14 protein-coding genes are annotated in these 16,919 nt (G+C 67.1%); 6 read left to right on the top strand and 8 right to left on the bottom strand.

Annotated features, from left to right (window positions below; genetic code table 11):
• Window positions 1-5 precede the first annotated feature (5 nt).
• The 3 genes from A3OM_RS0116430 (at window position 6) to msrP (ending at window position 3,613) form a co-directional block, all read left to right on the top strand.
• Window positions 6-707: a hypothetical protein gene (locus A3OM_RS0116430; protein ID WP_043764820.1), complete on the top strand. Its 702-nt coding sequence runs from the start codon at window positions 6-8 to the stop codon at window positions 705-707.
• A gap of 104 nt (window positions 708-811) precedes the next feature.
• Window positions 812-2,515: a long-chain-fatty-acid--CoA ligase gene (locus tag A3OM_RS0116425; RefSeq protein ID WP_018044859.1), complete on the top strand. Its 1,704-nt coding sequence runs from the start codon at window positions 812-814 to the stop codon at window positions 2,513-2,515.
• Between the two features lie 141 nt (window positions 2,516-2,656).
• Window positions 2,657-3,613 (top strand): protein-methionine-sulfoxide reductase catalytic subunit MsrP, encoded by a 957-nt coding sequence (gene msrP / locus A3OM_RS0116420; RefSeq protein ID WP_018044858.1) that lies wholly within the window; start codon window positions 2,657-2,659, stop codon window positions 3,611-3,613.
• A gap of 12 nt (window positions 3,614-3,625) precedes the next feature.
• Here the strand turns inward: msrP and A3OM_RS0116415 are convergent, their stop codons facing one another.
• The 6 genes from A3OM_RS0116415 to carB all read right to left on the bottom strand — a co-directional run bounded on the left by A3OM_RS0116415 (window position 3,626) and on the right by carB (window position 11,442).
• Window positions 3,626-4,516 carry a LysR family transcriptional regulator gene (locus A3OM_RS0116415; protein ID WP_026176123.1) on the bottom strand — a complete coding sequence of 297 codons (891 nt, stop codon included), beginning with the start codon at window positions 4,514-4,516 and terminating at the stop codon, window positions 3,626-3,628.
• A 232-nt stretch (window positions 4,517-4,748) separates the two neighbouring features.
• Complete coding sequence (gene trxB / locus A3OM_RS0116410; RefSeq protein ID WP_018044856.1) at window positions 4,749-5,723, bottom strand: thioredoxin-disulfide reductase; 975 nt, start codon at window positions 5,721-5,723, stop codon at window positions 4,749-4,751.
• Between the two features lie 14 nt (window positions 5,724-5,737).
• Window positions 5,738-6,766 carry a mitochondrial fission ELM1 family protein gene (locus A3OM_RS0116405; RefSeq protein ID WP_018044855.1) on the bottom strand — a complete coding sequence of 343 codons (1,029 nt, stop codon included), beginning with the start codon at window positions 6,764-6,766 and terminating at the stop codon, window positions 5,738-5,740.
• Window positions 6,767-6,800: 34 nt separating this feature from the next.
• On the bottom strand, window positions 6,801-7,337 hold the full coding sequence (locus tag A3OM_RS0116400) for a hypothetical protein (protein ID WP_018044854.1): 537 nt from the start codon (window positions 7,335-7,337) through the stop codon (window positions 6,801-6,803).
• Between the two features lie 17 nt (window positions 7,338-7,354).
• Window positions 7,355-7,831 carry a transcription elongation factor GreA gene (greA, locus tag A3OM_RS0116395; protein WP_187273304.1) on the bottom strand — a complete coding sequence of 159 codons (477 nt, stop codon included), beginning with the start codon at window positions 7,829-7,831 and terminating at the stop codon, window positions 7,355-7,357.
• Window positions 7,832-7,956: 125 nt separating this feature from the next.
• Window positions 7,957-11,442 (bottom strand): carbamoyl-phosphate synthase large subunit, encoded by a 3,486-nt coding sequence (carB, locus tag A3OM_RS0116390; protein WP_018044852.1) that lies wholly within the window; start codon window positions 11,440-11,442, stop codon window positions 7,957-7,959.
• Window positions 11,443-11,759: 317 nt separating this feature from the next.
• On the opposite strand from carB, the gene A3OM_RS0116385 reads away from it, so the two are divergent.
• On the top strand, window positions 11,760-12,200 hold the full coding sequence (locus A3OM_RS0116385) for a pseudoazurin (RefSeq protein ID WP_026176119.1): 441 nt from the start codon (window positions 11,760-11,762) through the stop codon (window positions 12,198-12,200).
• A 51-nt stretch (window positions 12,201-12,251) separates the two neighbouring features.
• On the opposite strand, the gene A3OM_RS0116380 is transcribed toward A3OM_RS0116385, so the two are convergent.
• Window positions 12,252-12,629, bottom strand: coding sequence for a hypothetical protein (locus A3OM_RS0116380; protein ID WP_018044850.1), 378 nt, complete (start codon window positions 12,627-12,629; stop codon window positions 12,252-12,254).
• Between the two features lie 202 nt (window positions 12,630-12,831).
• Window positions 12,832-14,070: a glutamine-hydrolyzing carbamoyl-phosphate synthase small subunit gene (gene carA, locus A3OM_RS0116375; RefSeq protein WP_018044849.1), complete on the bottom strand. Its 1,239-nt coding sequence runs from the start codon at window positions 14,068-14,070 to the stop codon at window positions 12,832-12,834.
• A gap of 227 nt (window positions 14,071-14,297) precedes the next feature.
• On the opposite strand from carA, the gene A3OM_RS0116370 reads away from it, so the two are divergent.
• Window positions 14,298-14,759 (top strand): GatB/YqeY domain-containing protein, encoded by a 462-nt coding sequence (locus A3OM_RS0116370; RefSeq protein ID WP_026176118.1) that lies wholly within the window; start codon window positions 14,298-14,300, stop codon window positions 14,757-14,759.
• Between the two features lie 144 nt (window positions 14,760-14,903).
• Entirely contained in the window at window positions 14,904-16,829 is a 1,926-nt protein-coding gene (gene dnaG, locus A3OM_RS0116365; protein WP_026176117.1) for a DNA primase, read from the top strand.
• The last annotated feature ends 90 nt before the right edge of the window (window positions 16,830-16,919 follow it).

The raw sequence follows: 16,919 nt of genomic DNA, 5'->3' as shown, positions 1-16,919 counted from the left end.
CTGTCATGGCTGCGGCACTTCCGGTCATCGCTGCGGTGCTCGCGGTCTGCGCCACGGCCCTCGCCGGCCTGAGCCAGGCCTCGGCGCTGCCGCCCGATCTGGCGGCGCGCTTCTACGGGTTCTTCCTGCTGCAATACCCGCTCTTCACCTTCGCGCTGATCTACGCTCTCGCGCGGATCGCCGTGATGGCGGCGAGGAGCACGGCGTCCCTGCCCAGGCGCATCGCCGGGGCCTCGGCGGGGGCCGCGCTGCTCCTCGCCCTCGGCCTCTATCCGACCTTCGGCGGTCTCGTTCTCCGGGCGGGCTTCGCCACCGGCGGCATGACCTTCCTCACCTACCAGCCCATGAATGCCGCCTTTGCCATCGGCGCCGCGGCGTCGGCTTTCGTCTTCGGGTCGGCCTTGGCCGTGAGCCGGATCCTGATCGGCGGTGGTGCGTCCGCCCCGTCATGGGGCCGCCGCCTCGGGATCTGTCTCTTCCGCTGCGGAACGGGCTTTCTCGCCCTGTGGTTCGCCTTCGCGGTGATCGGGCAGGCCCATCCGGCGGGTTTCGGGCCATGGCCCCGCCGCGCAATGTCGGCCGGCGAGGCAGGGATGGGGATGTCTCTGGTTCTCGCCGCGTTTCTGCCTCATGCCATACTGGTCTGGCTGGCGCTTCGTGACAGATCGCGTCGGAAGAAACCCGATACACTCTCCGTCGCGGATTGATCCGGTGACAGAGTGGCCGAAAAGATAGTTTACATATGAACGAACGCGGCACCAAGCCGCTGCGCGGATAACAATCTGCCGCGCACATCAGAGGGAGGATCGAGATGATCCAAGGCACGGCCCCCGGACCGGTTTCCGTGCGCCCATGGCTCTCCATGTATCCGCCCGGCATACCCGCCGAGATCGACGTCGCGAGCCGGCGCACCCTCGTGGACATCCTGCGCCTCAGCACGACGGAATGTGCCGCCCGTCCGGCGATCCGCTGTTTCGGCAAGTCCATCACCTATGCCGAACTCGGCGCCTCCGCGGACGCGATCGCGGCCTGGCTAGTGGCCGAAGGGTTCGGCAAGGGCGACCGGATCGCCGTCATGATGCCGAACGTGCCGGCCTATCCGGCGGCGATCTACGGGATCCTCCTGGCCGGCTGCGTCGTGGTCAACGTCAACCCGCTCTATACCCCGCGCGAACTGACGGTTCAGATCAACGATTCGGGGGCTCGGGCGCTCTTCGTCCTCGAGAATTTCGCCCATACCGTCGCCAGTGCGGGCGCCGACATCGCCCTCGACCGTATCGTCGTCGCCGGACCGGGCGACGGGCTCGGCCTCAAGGGGCGGATCGTCGATCTCGTCTCGCGCCACATCAAGAAGGCGGTGCCTCCCTATCGTCTGCCCGAGGGTAAGACGCTGCGCTTCGAGACGGTCCTGCGCCGCGGCCGAAGCCTGCCGAAGGCGTCGGTGTCGGTCGGGCCGCAGGATCTCGCGTTCCTGCAATATACCGGGGGGACGACGGGCGCCGCCAAGGCCGCCATGCTGACCCATGCCAACGTCGTCGCCAACGTGGCTCAGTGCCGGGTCTGGTTCTCCGTGTCGGAAACCGACGGGGTCGACCGGGTGATGGTCACGGCCCTGCCGCTCTATCACATCTTCGCCCTCACCGGCTGCTTCTTCCTATTCATGAGCATCGGCGGATGCTGCCTGCTCATTCCCAATCCCCGCGACGTGGACGGGTTCGTGAAGACCCTGAAGGGCAACCGCTTCACCCATTTCTCCGGGGTGAACACGCTGTTCAACCTGCTCAACAACCATCCGAAGATCGCGGAGGTGGATTTCTCCAGGATCCATTTCGTCATCGCCGGCGGCATGGCCGTGCAGGCTCCCGTGGCGGCCAGGTGGAAGGCGATCACGGGCAAGTCCATCGTCGAGGGCTACGGGCTTTCCGAAACCTCGCCCGTGGTCTGCGTGAACGACCCTCGGGCGGATTGGACCGGCACGATCGGCTTCCCGGTTCCCTCCACCGATGTGGCGATCCGCGATGCCGAGGGCAGGGACGTCCTACCGGGCGAGCCCGGCGAGCTCTGCGTGCGCGGCCCGCAGGTCATGGCGGGCTACTGGAAGCGGCCGGACGAGACCGCGCGGGCGACGACCGGTGACGGCTATTTCCGCACCGGCGACGTGGCAATCCTCCAGGCGGACGGGCAGGTGCGTATCGTCGACCGGATGAAGGACATGATCCTGGTCTCGGGCTTCAACGTCTATCCGAACGAGGTGGAGGAGATCCTCGTCGGCCATCCCGGCGTGCTCGAATGCGCCGTGGTCGGCACGCCATGCGAGGAGACCGGCGAAATGGTCGTCGCGCATGTGGTGCTCAAGGACAGCAGCGTCGGCGTCGAGGCGCTGCGGACCTACGCGCGCCAGCAGCTCACCGGCTACAAGGTGCCGAGGCGCGTCGTCTTCCACGACGCGCTGCCGAAGACCAATGTCGGCAAGGTGCTGCGCCGGGCCCTGCGCGACGCGGCGCCGCGCCCCTAACGAACCCGCCGATGTAACCGGCGACGGCGTCTCGCCGAACGGTGACGATAGGCCCCGCTTGCACGGATGGGCGGCGGGGCCGATCTTCGCGGGACAAGGCCGCCCTGTGCGGCCATCCCCATCCTTGTTCGAGGACGCCACATGCACATCAAGCGCCATAGCGGCTGGGAAATGCCTGAGCGCCTCGCCACGCCCGAGAGCGTGTTCCTGAACCGCCGCGCCTTGCTCGGCGGCGCCGCCGGCCTCGCCGCGACGTCCCTCGTGGGCGTCGAGGGCGCCTTCGCCGCCGCCGACCCGACGAGCGGCCTCTACCCCGCCGCGCGCAACGAGGCCTATACGCTGGACCGTCCGCTGACGGCCGAGAAGTTCTCGGCAGATTACAACAACTTCTACGAGTTCGGTACGTCCAAGACCGTGCTGCCGGCTGCCAACGCCCTGAAGACCCGGCCCTGGACCCTCAAGATCGACGGCCTGGTCGAGAAGCCGTTCGAGATCGGGATCGACGATCTCGTCCGGAAGATGGGCCTGGAGGAACGCCTCTACCGCCACCGCTGCGTCGAGGCCTGGTCGATGTCGGTGCCCTGGACGGGCTTCCCGCTCTCGAAGCTCGTGGCCCTGGCAAAGCCGTCATCGGGCGCGAAGTACCTCCGCATGGAGACGTTCATGGACAAGTCCATGGCGCCGGGGCAGCGCTCGTTCCTGTACCCCTGGCCCTATGTGGAAGGACTGACGATGGAGGAGGCCAACAACGACCTCGCCTTCATCGCCACGGGCATCTACGGCAAGCCGCTCGCCAACCAGTTCGGTGCGCCGATCCGCCTCGCGGTGCCGTGGAAGTACGGCTTCAAATCGGTGAAGTCGATCGTGAAGCTGTCCTTCGTCGCCGAGCGGCCGAAGACCTTCTGGGAAGGCCTGCAGGCCTCGGAATACGGCTTCTGGGCCAATGTGAACCCGGCGGTCTCGCATCCCCGCTGGAGCCAGGCCTCGGAGCGCGTGCTCGGCACCGACCAGCGAGTGCCCACACTGATCTATAACGGCTACGGCGAGCAGGTGGCCGGGCTCTACAAGGGTCTCGAGAACGAGCGCCTGTTCGTCTGAGCGGGCTGCCGGTCAGTAGGTCCAGCGCTGGGCCTTGGCCACGAGGAAGTCGCGGAAAGCCTGCACCCGGGCGACGGAGCGCATCTCCTCGGCATAGACGAGGTAGCTTTCCATATGCGGCATCTCGACGTCGCGCAGCACCTGCATGAGGCCGGTCTGCCCCTCCACGGCGTAGTCGGGGAGGATGCCGATGCCGGCACCGGTCTCCATCGCGTTCTGCAGGGCCGCGATGTTGTTCACCGTGAAGTGAATCGTCCTCCGTTCCTGGCCTTCGCGGCCCACCGTCGAGAGCCAGTGGGTCGCCAGCAGGTAGGACGGCTCGTTGCCGCCGAAGGACACGAGGCGGTGGTTGTCGAGATCCGCGATCGCCTTGGGTTCGCCGAACCGCTTCACGTAATCGGCCGAGGCGAAGGCATGGTAGTGGACCGTGAACAGCCGCCGCTGGATCAGGTCGGGCTGGGCCGGGCGCCGCATCCGGACGGCGACGTCCGCTTCGCGCATGGCGAGATCGAGTTCCTCGTTGGTGAGGATGAGTTCGACGCGCACGTCGGGATAGAGGTCGAGGAACTCGGCGACGCGCTGGGCGAGCCACGAGGTGCCGAGGCCCGTCGTCGTCGTCACCTTGAGGTCGCCGCTCGGCCGCTCGCTCGTCTCCACGAGACGCGCCCTGGTGTTCTCCAGGCGCAGCTTCATGTCCCGCGCCGCCCGGAACAGCAGGTCGCCCTGCTCGGTCAGGATGAGGCCCCGCGCATGGCGGTGGAAGAGAGGGGCCTTCAACTCCCGCTCGAGGGCGCTGATCTGCCGGCTCACCGCCGATTGGCTCAGGCCGATATCGTCGCCGGCACGCGTGAAGCTGCCGGCTTCGGCGACGTTGAGGAAGATCCGGATCTTGTCCCAGTCCACGGCGTCCAACCCCCTCACGCAGCCCCGTGCCGATAGCCGGTCGCCCGATGCCGGACCCTGTACGGTCAGGCATCGGCCCTTGCCGTGTCTCGGCGTGCCCGGCCGCCGTTTCATTCGGTTCGGCCGGGCAACATGGGACGCGGAGCCGATGAAACTCGGCTCGTGCTGGTTTTAGGACAACGATCTTGCGATTAGGTTGATGCCCGACGCAAGGCGCCGAACAAAGATTTCCCTATTCCGCTGCAGCCTGCTGTGGGGTTTCGCCGAGTTCGAGGGCCGCGATGTACTTTTCGGCCTCCAGAGCCGCCATGCAGCCCATTCCTGCCGCGGTGATCGCCTGCCGGTAGACATCGTCAGCAACGTCGCCGGCGGCATAGACGCCGGGGATCGCCGTCTCCGTCGTGCCCGGCTTCGTCTCGATATAGCCGCCATGGCGCATGGCGAGCTGTCCCTCGAAAATCCCCGTCGCCGGCTGATGCCCGATGGCGACGAACACACCGTCCGCCTTGAGCTCCGTGATCGTGCCCGAGCGCACGTCCTTCAGGCGCAGATGCGTGACCGAAGGCGGTGACTGGGTGCCGCAGATCTCCTCGATCGCGTGATGCCAGACCACTTCGACGTTGGGATGCTTGAACAGGCGCTCCTGGAGGATGCGCTCCGCACGGAACTCGCCCCGGCGATGCACCACCGTGACCTTCGCGGCGAGGTTGGCGAGATAGAGCGCCTCCTCCACGGCGGTGTTGCCGCCGCCGACGACGACCACCTCCTTGCCGCGAAAGAAGAATCCGTCGCAGGTGGCGCAGGCCGAGACGCCGAAGCCCTGGAACTTGGCCTCGGAGGGAAGGCCCAGCCACTTCGCCTGCGCGCCGGTGGCGATGATGAGGGCGTCGCAGGTGTAGGTCTCGCCGGAATCCGCCTCCAGATGGAACGGCCGCGCCTGCAGATCGACCTTGGTGATGTACTCGGACACGATCTTGGTGCCCACATGCTCGGCCTGGAGCCGCATCTGCTCCATCAGCCACGGACCCTGGATCGGGTCGGCGAAGCCCGGATAATTCTCGACATCGGTGGTGATCATGAGCTGGCCGCCGGGCTGGAAGCCGGAGATCAGCAGCGGCTCGACCATGGCGCGGGCGGCATAGATCGCGGCGGTGTAGCCGGCGGGGCCTGAGCCGATGATGATGAGCTTGGAATGGTGGGGGGCCATGGTTCGGACGTCTCCTACGGCCGCGGCGCAGGTGCCAGCCCGGCGCGGTGCTCGACAAAGGCACGGGCCAGAGCTTCCGCGATGGCCGGTGTCGCGTCGAGGGGGGTGTAATGCAACTCTTCCAGACGACCGGTGAAGGGCTTCAGGGCGCCCGCCATCGCCAGTCCGGCAAAGAGCCGCCTGTGCCGGATGTAGGTCTTCGGGAGATCGAAGAGAAGCACCGGCGCACCGCTGCTCACCGCTTCTCCCACCATGTTGGCCGAATCCGACGTGACCACGATGGCGTCGGCGAGGGCGAGCAGGGAGACGTAGGGGTTCGCCCCCGAGCCGTCCCAGAAGAAGCCGCCCTTCTCCGCGACGAGGCGCTGGAGCGCCGTCCGCAGGGGCGGCGGCGTCCGGCGGGACACCGTAAGCATGAGCGACGATCCGCCATCGGCGAGTTTCGTCAATTTGGCGAGCAGCCGCTTCATGTCGGCGGAACGATAGCTGAGATGGCGGCTGTCGCCGCCGATCAGCACCGCGACGCGAGGCTTCGGCAGTTGCATCAGGCGCGGATCGGGGGAACGGCGCGCCGCCGCCAGCCGCGCCGCCGTCACCTGATGCGGCGCCGTCAGGGTCGTGAACACGTTCGGCCCGCGAAGGTCGTCGTAATCCGGCACCCAGATGAAATCCGCGGTGTCGTGCCCCGTCCGGGGATCCTTCAGGAAGGCGGTGAAGGTCCGGCCCTTCGACGCCTTGCGGATCGCGCGGAGATAGGGGACCGCGCGGCGTCCCGAGGCGATCACGATCTCGGGAAACGGGCCGGCCAGGGCGCCGCCGCGATGGCCGGGTCGGTCGCGCGGGTCGATCGGTCCCCACGGGGCGAGCCAGCCGAAGGGGGGACGGGGCGTGACGCGGTGGATCTCGAAATCGAGGCCGAGGGTCTCCGCGAGGCCGATACACTGGTTCTCGTCACCGGCTTTGCCATCGGTGACGATCCACGCTCCCACATGAGCGAGATCGGGGGCATGGCCGGTGCCGAGTTTCTCTCCAGCAGATCGCATCACGCCGGACGCTCCCGATATCGACATGGCGGCGTCAGTTCGACGGAAATGCCCGGCGCAGCCAGCCGGCATAATGCTGTGCGATCGCGGCGACGCGGCGACGTTCCGAATCCGGATCGTACCACGCCCCGCCCGAGCTCGACGGCAGCGCGGAGAGCTGCGGATGCCGGGCCAGCACCTCGCCGCGTCGACCGACGATCAGGGCTTCCCCGTCGAGATAATCGGATTGCGAGCCGCCGCCGAAGCCGCTGCGGCCTCCTTCGCTCCCGGTATAGGGCCGGAGCGACAGGCTCTTGATCCTCACCACCAGAACCGGTCCGGCGCCCCCGATCCTGTCCGCGAATTCGCGGTTCAGCGCGCCGAGGAGATCGTCACGCAAGGCTTCCGCCGGGGCGCCGCCGCCTTCCGCCAGGAGCGGTCCCACATCGACGCGGATCGCCGACAGCCGCGTGGCGCCGAAGGACGACAGACCCTCGGCCAGGGCAGGGGACGCCATGGCCAGGACGGCGACGAGGCCGATCCATGCCCGCCGCCAGCCCGTGACGGACCGGCGAAATACGGTCTGGCGCATGCTCGAAGCCTCGGGCGTCAAACGCCGTACTGGACCGCGACGACCTCATAGGACTTACCGCCGCCGGGGGTCGTCACCTCCACCGTGTCCCCGACGCCCTTGCCGATGAGGGCGCGGGCGATGGGGGAGGTGATCGAGACCAGCCCCGAACGGACATCCGCCTCAGGCTCGCCGACGAGCTGGTAGGTCTTCTCTTCCTCGGTATCCTCGTCAACGAGCTTCACCGTGGCGCCGAACTTGATCTTGGTGCCCGACAGCTTGGTGACGTCGATGACTTCGGCCCGGGCGATCATGCTCTCGAGTTCCATCACCCGCCCCTCGTTGTGGGACTGGGCCTCCTTGGCGGCATGATACTCGGCATTCTCCGAGAGGTCGCCGAGCGCCCGCGCTTCGGAGATGGCCTGGATGATGCGCTGACGCTCCACCTGCTGGCGATGCTTCAGCTCGGCTTCCAGCGCAGCGAACCCGCGCACCGTCATCGGAACCTTGTCTATCGTCATCGTCTCGCGCCACAATGAATAGGCCCGGTCGGGAGCGGGACGCTCCCTCCGGGCCAGAGTAAGATGGTCTTGAAGCTTGGCATCTGCCGTGTCCGTCAAGACGGACACCACATCAAATGTTAAGCCGCGAAGTATTCCTGCAAGGCGCGCACCTGGAGATCACCCTCGAGATAGGCCTTGATCCCCTCGGCCGCCGCCATCGCTCCGGCTAGAGTGGTGTAGTACGGCACTTTATGCAAGAGGGCCGCCCGGCGCAGGGAGCGCGAGTCCGCCAGGGCGCCTGCGCCTTCCGTCGTGTTGAACACGAGCTGGATGTCGCCGTTCTTGATCGAATCGACCACGTGCGGCCGGCCCTCCAGCACCTTGTTCACCCGCTCCGTCGGGACGCCGTTCTCCAGGAGGTAGCGCTGCGTCCCGCTGGTGGCGACGATGACGAAACCGGCCTCAGACAACTCCCGGATGGCCGGCAGGATGCGGGCCTTGTCGGCGTCACGGACCGAGACGAACACCGCGCCGCTCTTCGGCACGAGGGTGCCCGAGCCGAGCTGGCTCTTGGCGAAGGCGACGCCGAAGCTCGAATCGAGGCCGATGACCTCACCGGTGGAGCGCATCTCCGGTCCGAGCAGGACATCGACGCCGGGGAAACGGGCGAAGGGGAACACGGCTTCCTTGACGGCGATGTGGTCGAGGACCTTGGGCTCGAGCCCGAAACTCGCGAGCGGCTCACCCGCCATGACGCGCGCCGCGATCTTGGCGATGGGCTCGCCGATGACCTTGGCGACGAAGGGCACCGTGCGGGATGCCCGTGGGTTCACCTCCAGCACGTAGATCGCGCCGTCCTTGATGGCGTATTGCACGTTCATCAGGCCGCCGACCTGCAGGGCCAGCGCCATCGCCCTGGTCTGGCGTTCCAGCTCGGCGATGGTCTCCGGCGAGAGCGAGCGCGAGGGCAGCGAGCAGGCGGAATCGCCCGAATGGATGCCGGCCTCCTCGATGTGCTCCATGATGCCGGCGATGTAGACGTCCTTGCCGTCGCAGATGGCGTCCACGTCGATCTCGGTGGCATCCGAGAGATAGCGGTCGAACAGGAGCGGGTTCTTGCCCAGCACCGTGTTGATCTGGCCGGTCTTGTCGTTGGGGTAGCGCGATTTCACGTCCGACGGGATCAGGCTCGGCAGGGTGTCGAGGAGATAGTCGGCGAACTGGACCTCGTCGCGGATGATCGCCATGGCGCGGCCGCCTAGCACGTAGCTCGGGCGCACCACGAAGGGCAGGCCGAGATCGGAGGCCACGAGGCGGCTCTGCTCGACGGAATAGGCGATGCCGTTCTTCGGCTGCTTCATCCCGAGCTTGTCGAGGAGCCGCTTGAACTGGTCGCGGTCCTCGGCGAGGTCGATGGCGTCCGGTGAGGTGCCGAGGATCGGCACGCCGGCCGCTTCGAGGGCGCGGGCGAGCTTCAGCGGGGTCTGGCCGCCGAACTGGACGATGACGCCGTGCAGCGTGCCGGCCTGCCGCTCGGTCTCGATGATTTCGAGCACGTCCTCCTGCGTCAGCGGCTCGAAATAGAGCCGGTCGGAGGTGTCGTAGTCGGTGGAGACCGTCTCCGGGTTGCAGTTGACCATGATCGTCTCATAGCCGGCCTCGGTGAGCGCGAAGCAGGCGTGACAACAGCAATAGTCGAACTCGATGCCCTGGCCGATGCGGTTGGGGCCGCCGCCGAGGATGATGACCTTCTTGGCGTCGGTGGGCTGCGCCTCGTCGACCACGGCGCCGGCGAAGGGGGCCACGTAGGTGGAGTACATGTAGGCGGTGGGCGCCTTGAACTCGGCCGCGCAGGTGTCGATGCGCTTATACACCGGGCGGACGCCCAGCGCCCGGCGGGCGGCGCGGACGCTGTCCTCGTCGGTCTTGGCGAGCACCGCGAGGCGGGCATCCGAGAAGCCCGCCGCCTTGAGCTGGCGCAGGGCGCCGGGTGTGGTGGGGATGCCGTGGGCCTTGACCCGGTTCTCCAGGTCGATGATCGCCTGGAGTTGCTCCAGGAACCACGGATCGATCTTGCACGAGGCGTGGACCTCCTCGTGGCTGACGCCGAGGCGGAGCGCCTGTCCCACCTTCAGGAGACGGTCAGGGGTCGGTGTGCCCAGGGCCGCCTTGATGGCGTTGTGGTCGTCGCCCTTGCCGAGCCCCTCGATCTCGATCTCGTCGAGGCCGGTGAGGCCGGTCTCCAGGGAGCGCAGGGCCTTCTGCAGCGATTCGGCAAAGCAACGGCCGATGGCCATGGCCTCGCCCACCGACTTCATCGCCGTGGTCAGCGTCGGCTCGGCGCCGGGGAACTTCTCGAAGGCGAAGCGCGGGATCTTGGTGACGACGTAGTCGATGGTCGGCTCGAACGAGGCCGGGGTCGCGCCGCCGGTGATGTCGTTGGCGATCTCGTCGAGGGTGTATCCCACCGCGAGCTTGGCCGCGACCTTGGCGATGGGGAAGCCCGTGGCCTTGGAGGCCAGCGCCGACGAGCGCGACACGCGCGGGTTCATCTCGATGACGATCATCCGGCCGGTGGCCGGGTCGATGGCGAACTGCACGTTCGAGCCGCCGGTCTCCACGCCGATCTCACGCAGCACCGCGAGCGATGCGTCACGCATCACCTGATACTCTTTGTCCGTGAGCGTCAGGGCTGGGGCCACGGTGATGGAATCGCCGGTATGGACGCCCATCGGATCGATGTTCTCGATGGAGCAGACGATGATGCAGTTGTCGTGTCTATCGCGAACGACCTCCATCTCGTATTCCTTCCAACCGAGGACGCTCTCCTCGATCAGGACCTCGTTGGTGGGCGAGGCGTCGATGCCGCGCTCGACGATGTCGAGGAATTCTTCCCGGTTGTAGGCGATGCCGCCCCCGGTGCCGCCCATGGTGAAGGAGGGGCGGATGATGGCCGGGAGGCCGACCTCGGCCAGCGCGATCAGCGCCTGCCCGATGGCATGCTCGCCGTAGCGCTTGCGCCGGTCGGACTCGCCCGCATGCCACTTCTTCTCGAACGCCGCGAGGGCGGCCGGGCGGGCGGCCTCGTCGGTGGAGGTCTCGATCCGGGCGATCTCGGCGAGGTACTTCTCGCGATCCACCTTCTTGGCGGCGGACGCGTTGGCGACGGCCGATTTCGGCGTTTCCAGGCCGATCTTGGTCATCGCGTCGCGAAACAATTGCCGATCCTCGGCCTTGTCGATGGCCTCGGCCGTGGCGCCGATCATCTGGACGTCGAATTTTTCGAGGATGCCCAGCTTCTTGAGCGAAAGGGCGCAGTTCAAGGCCGTCTGGCCGCCCATGGTCGGCAGCAGGGCGAAGCCGCCGGGAAGGACGTGGCGCTCCTTCTCGATGATCTTGGCGACGATCTCCGGCGTGATCGGCTCGACATAGGTCGCATCCGCCATGTCCGGGTCGGTCATGATGGTCGCCGGGTTCGAATTGACCAGGACGATCCGGTAACCCTCCTCGCGCAGCGCCTTGCAGGCCTGCGTCCCGGAATAGTCGAACTCGCAGGCCTGCCCGATCACGATCGGACCGGCACCGATGATGAGGATCGTGGAGAGGTCGGTGCGTTTCGGCATCGGGCGCCTTGGCTTGCGGACGCGCGCATCCGTCAAGCGCGGCGCCACAATCTGGAGCGGGCCGGATATGGACGCGAGCGGCGTGAATGATCGTTAGCGCTCGCGTCTACACGCGGCGGGAGGGTTTTGGAAGAGCGCCGAGAGGCTTGGCGTCGATTGTGCCCGCCCCGGAGGGCCGCCGGTCCGCCGCCAAAGACAATCAAAATATAATAACTATAAATCTAAGAAGATACGAAATATTGCGCCCTCGATGGAGCCGTGTAATTGAGACGATCGGCGCCTTGTCGATCTCGAACAAGACTAAATCGAGGATAAGAATGATAAAGCTAGGAACGCTCGTGGGCACGCTGGCCCTGTGCATCGCCGCCGGCCCAGCCGCTTTCGCCGCCGAGATCACCGTGAAGACCCTCAACAGCGGGCCGGGTGGTATGATGGTCTTCGACCCTGCCTTCGTGAAGTTGGCGCCGGGCGACAGCATCAAGTTCGTCCCCCAGGACAAGGGGCACAATGCCGAGCTGATCAAGGGCATGGCGCCCGAGGGGGCGGAGACCTTCAAGACCGTCCTGGGCAAGGAGGAGGTCGTCAAGTTCGACAAGCCCGGGGTCTACGGCATCAAGTGCTCGCCGCATTACCTCATGGGCATGATCGCCGTGGTGGTGGTCGGCGACAAGCCGGAGAACCTCGAAGCGGCGAAGGCGGTGACGCACAACAAGCTCGCCGCCAAGCGGTTCGAGCCCCTGCTCGCCCAGGTTCAGTGACGTGAGAGAGGAGGCGGCGCCAAGCCGCCTCCGACCTCCCGCGTTGTGCCGTCAGAGGCCGATATAGAGGGCGGCCACCGCGCGATCGATGGAGAGATAGAACACGCCGAAGGCCACGGCGGCGGCGGCGGCGAATTCGAGGGCGACGTTGGGCAGGGTCTGCGAGCGGCGCAGGATCTCGCGGCCGAAGAACAGGCTGAGCCAGGCGACGGTGAGGACGACGGGCAGCACGAACAGGAAGGACCAGGTGCTCTCGACGGTCTGGGCGCCGCCGGTCGGGTCGATGAGCGCGCGGATGTTGCGGACCCAGGGGGCGTAGCAGGCCGAATACAGGGCGGTCATCCAGGCGAGGGCGACACCCACGCCGAGATGGAACGTGAAGACCCGATGCAGGCGCGAAAAATCATCGCGCGCGTCGTCGAACGTCATGTGGAAAACCCCGTGCTCATGGCAGCAGGACGATCGTCGCGGCGGCGTCACCGTGCCAATCGTCGTTGGCTTCGGGGAGTGCCGGTCAAAGCCGGGTTTTTTGTGACGGGCGCGGGAACCATTACGCGAATGCCCCGGCGGCGATCCGCCAGGGCTCGTTGGAACGCGCAAAATTGTGCCCGGCGCGGCGAGCGATACGGCCCTACGCGGCGGTGGTGGGGACCGTCTCCGCCTTGCCGCTGCGCATCAGCGCCACGAACCGCTCGAACAGGTAGTGGCTGTCGCGCGGGCCCGGCGAGGCTTCCGGGTGGTGCTGAACCGAGAAGGCCGGGCGGTCGGTGAGGGTGAGACCGCAATTCGAGCCGTCGAACAGCGAGATATGCGTCTCAACCGCCGTCTCGGGCAGGCTGGCCGGATCGACGGCGAAACCGTGGTTCATCGAGACGATCTCGACCTTCCCCGTGGTCTTGTCCTTCACCGGGTGGTTGGCCCCGTGATGGCCCTGAGCCATCTTCACGGTGCGTCCGCCGAGCGCCAGGCCCATGAGCTGGTGTCCGAGGCAGATGCCGAAGGTCGGCACCTTCTCGTCCAGAAGCTCGCGGATCACCGGGACTGCGTATTCGCCGGTGGCGGCCGGATCGCCGGGACCGTTCGACAGGAAGACGCCGTCGGGCTTCATCGCCATGATCGCGGCGGCGGAGGTGGTGGCGGGCACGACGGTGACATCGCAGCCGGCCTCGGCGAGCAGGCGCAGGATGTTGCGCTTCACCCCGTAATCGATGGCGACGACCTTGAGGCCCTCGCCGATCTGGCGGCTGCCGTAGCCGCCCTTCACAGCCCAGGTCGTCTGCGACCAGTCGGACGTCTCGCGGCTCGTGACGGGCGGGACGAGGTCGAGACCCTCCATCGGGGCGAGGGCGGCGGCGCGTGCCTTGAGTGCCTCGCGGTCGAACCGGCCCTCCGGATCGTTGGCGATGACGGCGTTGGGCATGCCGTGGTCGCGGATGAGGGCGGTGAGCGCCCGCGTGTCGATCCCGGTGATGCCGACGATGCCGCGCGCTTTCAGCCATGCGTCGAGATGGCTCGACGAGCGCCAGCTCGACGGGTTGGTGACGGCCGAGGCGATGACCGCGCCGCGCACGCCGGAGGCGGGGGCCGCGTCGAGGCTCTCCAGGTCTTCGTCGTTGGTGCCGGTATTGCCGATATGCGGAAAGGTGAAGGTGACGATCTGGCCGGCATAGGAGGGGTCGGTGAGGATCTCCTGGTAGCCGGTCATCGCCGTATTGAAGCAGACCTCGCCATCGGCGGCCCCGGTCTGGCCGATGCCGAATCCTTCGAGGACGGTGCCGTCGGCCAGCACGAGGAGGGCTGTCGCGACGGGCTCGGCCCAGGGTGCGGGCGTGGAGGAGGATTGCGCCGGGGCGCCTTCGTCTTGCAGCATCGTCGCGATCTCGCTTATGTCCGGCCGACCCATCGACGCCGGTGCGACGGCGCGTGCGGGTGGCGCATTGTGCGGCGCTCATAACGAGCGGGCCGTGATGGGGTCAATGTGGCCCCTGTTCCCGACCGGCTCAACCACCTCGGTCGGCCGATCACAGCAATTCGCAGACCATCCGGGCGCAGAGCCCAGCTATGACATTCCGCAAAGACGATTTTCAGGAGACGACCATGCTGCGCGCGCGCCTCACCACCGAGATGAAGGAGGCCATGAAGGCCGGCGACAAGGCCAAACTCGCCACCGTGCGGATGATCCAGGCCGCCTTGAAGGACAAGGACATCGAGGCCCGTGGCCTCGGCAAGGAGCCGGCCTCCGAGGAGGAAATCCTCGCCCTGCTGCAGAAGATGATCAAGCAGCGCAACGAATCGGCCGGCGTCTACGACCAGGGCGGTCGCCCCGAGCTCGCCGAGACCGAGCGGGCCGAGGCCGCGATCATCGCGGGCTACCTGCCCCAGCAGATGGACGAGGCCGAGACCCGCGCCGCCATCGAGGCCGCCGTGGCCGAGACCGGCGCGGCCGGCCCGAAGGACATGGGCAAGGTCATCGCCGCCCTGAAGGGCAAGTTCGCCGGCCGGATGGATTTCGGCAGAGCGAGCGGTCTGGTCAAGGACGTGCTCAACGCCAAGGCTTGAAGACTTGCGCCGATCGGACCGGACGGTGACGAGGCCCACTCGTCACGGTCCGGTCCGAGGCATGCGCGATGGATGCGTCGAAGCGTTCGGGACTCCTTAAACGCTGTAGGCTAGACTGCCGGCCTGCAAAGGTCTGGTTCACCCGTGCGTTACCCACCCCACATCCTCGAAGAGATCAGGGCGCGGCTTCCCGCTTCCGACGTGGTCGGGCGGCGCGTGCGGCTGAAGAAGGCCGGCCGCGAGTGGCGCGGCCTGTCGCCGTTCAATTCGGAGAAGACCCCGTCCTTCTACGTCAACGACCAGAAGCAGTTCTATCACTGCTTTTCGTCCGGCAAGCACGGTGACGTCTTCACCTTCCTGATGGAGACCGAGGGCCTCAGCTTTCCCGAGGCGGTGGAGCGCCTGGCCGGGGAGGCGGGGGTGACCCTGCCCGCGCCCAGCGCCGATGCGCGGGAGATGGAGACGAAGCGCACCGGCGCTTTCGAGGTCATGGAACTGGCGGCCGCCTATTACGAGGACCAGCTCAAGGGTCGCCTCGGCACCAGCGCCCGCGCCTATCTCGACCGGCGCGAACTCGGCCCCGAGGTCCGCTCGCGTTTCCGGCTCGGCTACGCCACGTCGGAGCGCTACGGACTGCGCGACCACTTGGCCGCCAAGGACGTGGACAAGGAGCTGATGGCCGAACTCGGCCTGCTCGTCAGCGGCGACGACATCGCCGTCCCCTTCGACAAGTTCCGCGACAGGGTGATGTTTCCCATCACCGACAGCCGGGGCCGGGTCATCGCCTTCGGCGGGCGCGCGATGCAGGCCGACGCCAAGGCGAAGTACATGAATTCGCCGGAGACCCCGCTCTTCCACAAGGGGCAGGTGCTCTACAACCTGCATGGCGCCCGCAAGGCCGCCCATGATCGCGGGACGATCATCGCCGTGGAAGGCTATGTCGACGTCATCGCCATGACCATGGCCGGACACCCGAACGCCGTCGCCGGCCTCGGCACGGCCTTGACGGAGGAACAGCTGGCGCTGCTCTGGCGCCATGCCGACGAGCCGATCCTGTGTTTCGACGGCGACGGCGCCGGCCAGCGCGCGGCGTTCAAGGCCCTCGACGTGGCGCTGCCGGGGCTGACGCCGGGCAAGTCGCTTCGTTTCGCCCTCCTGCCGGAAGGGCAGGACCCCGACGACCTGCTCCGCTCGGCCGGCGCCTCGGCCATCGACCGGGTGCTCGACGGAGCCCGCCCCCTCGTGGAGGTGTTGTGGTCGCGCGCCACCGAATCGACGCCGACGGATACGCCCGAACGCAAGGCCGGCCTCGCCAAGAGCCTGCGCGAGATGGTCGCCTCGATCCGCGACGAGACGGTGCGGCGGTTCTACAAGGACGAGATCGAGGGACGCCTGCGCGCCCTTTCTCCCGGAGGCGGTGGCGGTGGCCAGCGCCGGACCGGCTACGAGCCCCGGAGCGGAGGAGGCTCGACGTTCCAGCGCAAGCCGAGGCCGGGAGACCCGCCGCCCTCGCCGCGAATCACCACGAAGTTCAATCCGCTCTTCGCCGGGTCGACGAACTCCGGCGGGACGGCTATGTTCAGGGATCGCGAGGCGATGATCGTCTCCAGTCTCCTCGCCCACCCGGAATTGTTGGGGATAGAAGCCGAGGATCTGGCGGCTCTGGAACTCGACGATCCCGACGCGCAGGCGCTGCGGTCCCTCCTGCTGGACCAGGCGGCGGACGCCGATCAGCCCGATGTGGAGGTTCTGGAGAGCCGATTGCGGAGGGCGGGGCTCGATGGCGCGGCCACGCGTCTTGCGACCCATGTTCGTCCGGGAGACCGCTGGACACTCGATTCGCATGCGGATCGGATGCGTCTGGAAGACGCATTGCGTCAGGCCGTGATCTTGCACCGGAAGTCTGGCGCGCTAAATAGCGAACTTCGCGCTGCCGAGAGAGCACTGGCCGAGGAGGGATCCGAGGCCAACTTCGCTTGGCTATGTGACGTCAAGGAACGTATGGCCGTGGTCGCAGGGGCGGAGGCGGACGCCGAAGTGCCAGAATCGGACGATACGGCGGCCGCGTAACCGCGACGAACCGGAATTTAGGGTGCCGCTCGCGGCACATGGTTAACAGTCGGTCAAGCGTAGCGATTGTAGACCGGGACATGAGATATC

Origin of the sequence: Methylobacterium sp. 88A (assembly GCF_000376345.1) — a bacterium.
Classification (GTDB): domain Bacteria; phylum Pseudomonadota; class Alphaproteobacteria; order Rhizobiales; family Beijerinckiaceae; genus Methylobacterium; species Methylobacterium bullatum.
This window is presented reverse-complemented; position numbering and strand designations above follow the sequence as displayed.

Excerpts from the sequence above, each read along its gene's own strand:
- A3OM_RS0116380 (WP_018044850.1), bottom strand. The coding sequence starts at position 12,629 with ATGACGTTCGACGACGCGCGCGATGATTTTTCGCGCCTGCATCGGGTC.
- carB (WP_018044852.1), bottom strand. The coding sequence starts at position 11,442 with ATGCCGAAACGCACCGACCTCTCCACGATCCTCATCATCGGTGCCGGT.
- msrP (WP_018044858.1), top strand. The coding sequence starts at position 2,657 with ATGCACATCAAGCGCCATAGCGGCTGGGAAATGCCTGAGCGCCTCGCC.
- A3OM_RS0116425 (WP_018044859.1), top strand. The coding sequence starts at position 812 with ATGATCCAAGGCACGGCCCCCGGACCGGTTTCCGTGCGCCCATGGCTC.
- A3OM_RS0116370 (WP_026176118.1), top strand. The coding sequence starts at position 14,298 with ATGCTGCGCGCGCGCCTCACCACCGAGATGAAGGAGGCCATGAAGGCC.
- trxB (WP_018044856.1), bottom strand. The coding sequence starts at position 5,723 with ATGGCCCCCCACCATTCCAAGCTCATCATCATCGGCTCAGGCCCCGCC.
- carA (WP_018044849.1), bottom strand. The coding sequence starts at position 14,070 with ATGCTGCAAGACGAAGGCGCCCCGGCGCAATCCTCCTCCACGCCCGCA.
- A3OM_RS0116385 (WP_026176119.1), top strand. The coding sequence starts at position 11,760 with ATGATAAAGCTAGGAACGCTCGTGGGCACGCTGGCCCTGTGCATCGCC.
- A3OM_RS0116430 (WP_043764820.1), top strand. The coding sequence starts at position 6 with ATGGCTGCGGCACTTCCGGTCATCGCTGCGGTGCTCGCGGTCTGCGCC.
- A3OM_RS0116405 (WP_018044855.1), bottom strand. The coding sequence starts at position 6,766 with ATGCGATCTGCTGGAGAGAAACTCGGCACCGGCCATGCCCCCGATCTC.
- A3OM_RS0116400 (WP_018044854.1), bottom strand. The coding sequence starts at position 7,337 with ATGCGCCAGACCGTATTTCGCCGGTCCGTCACGGGCTGGCGGCGGGCA.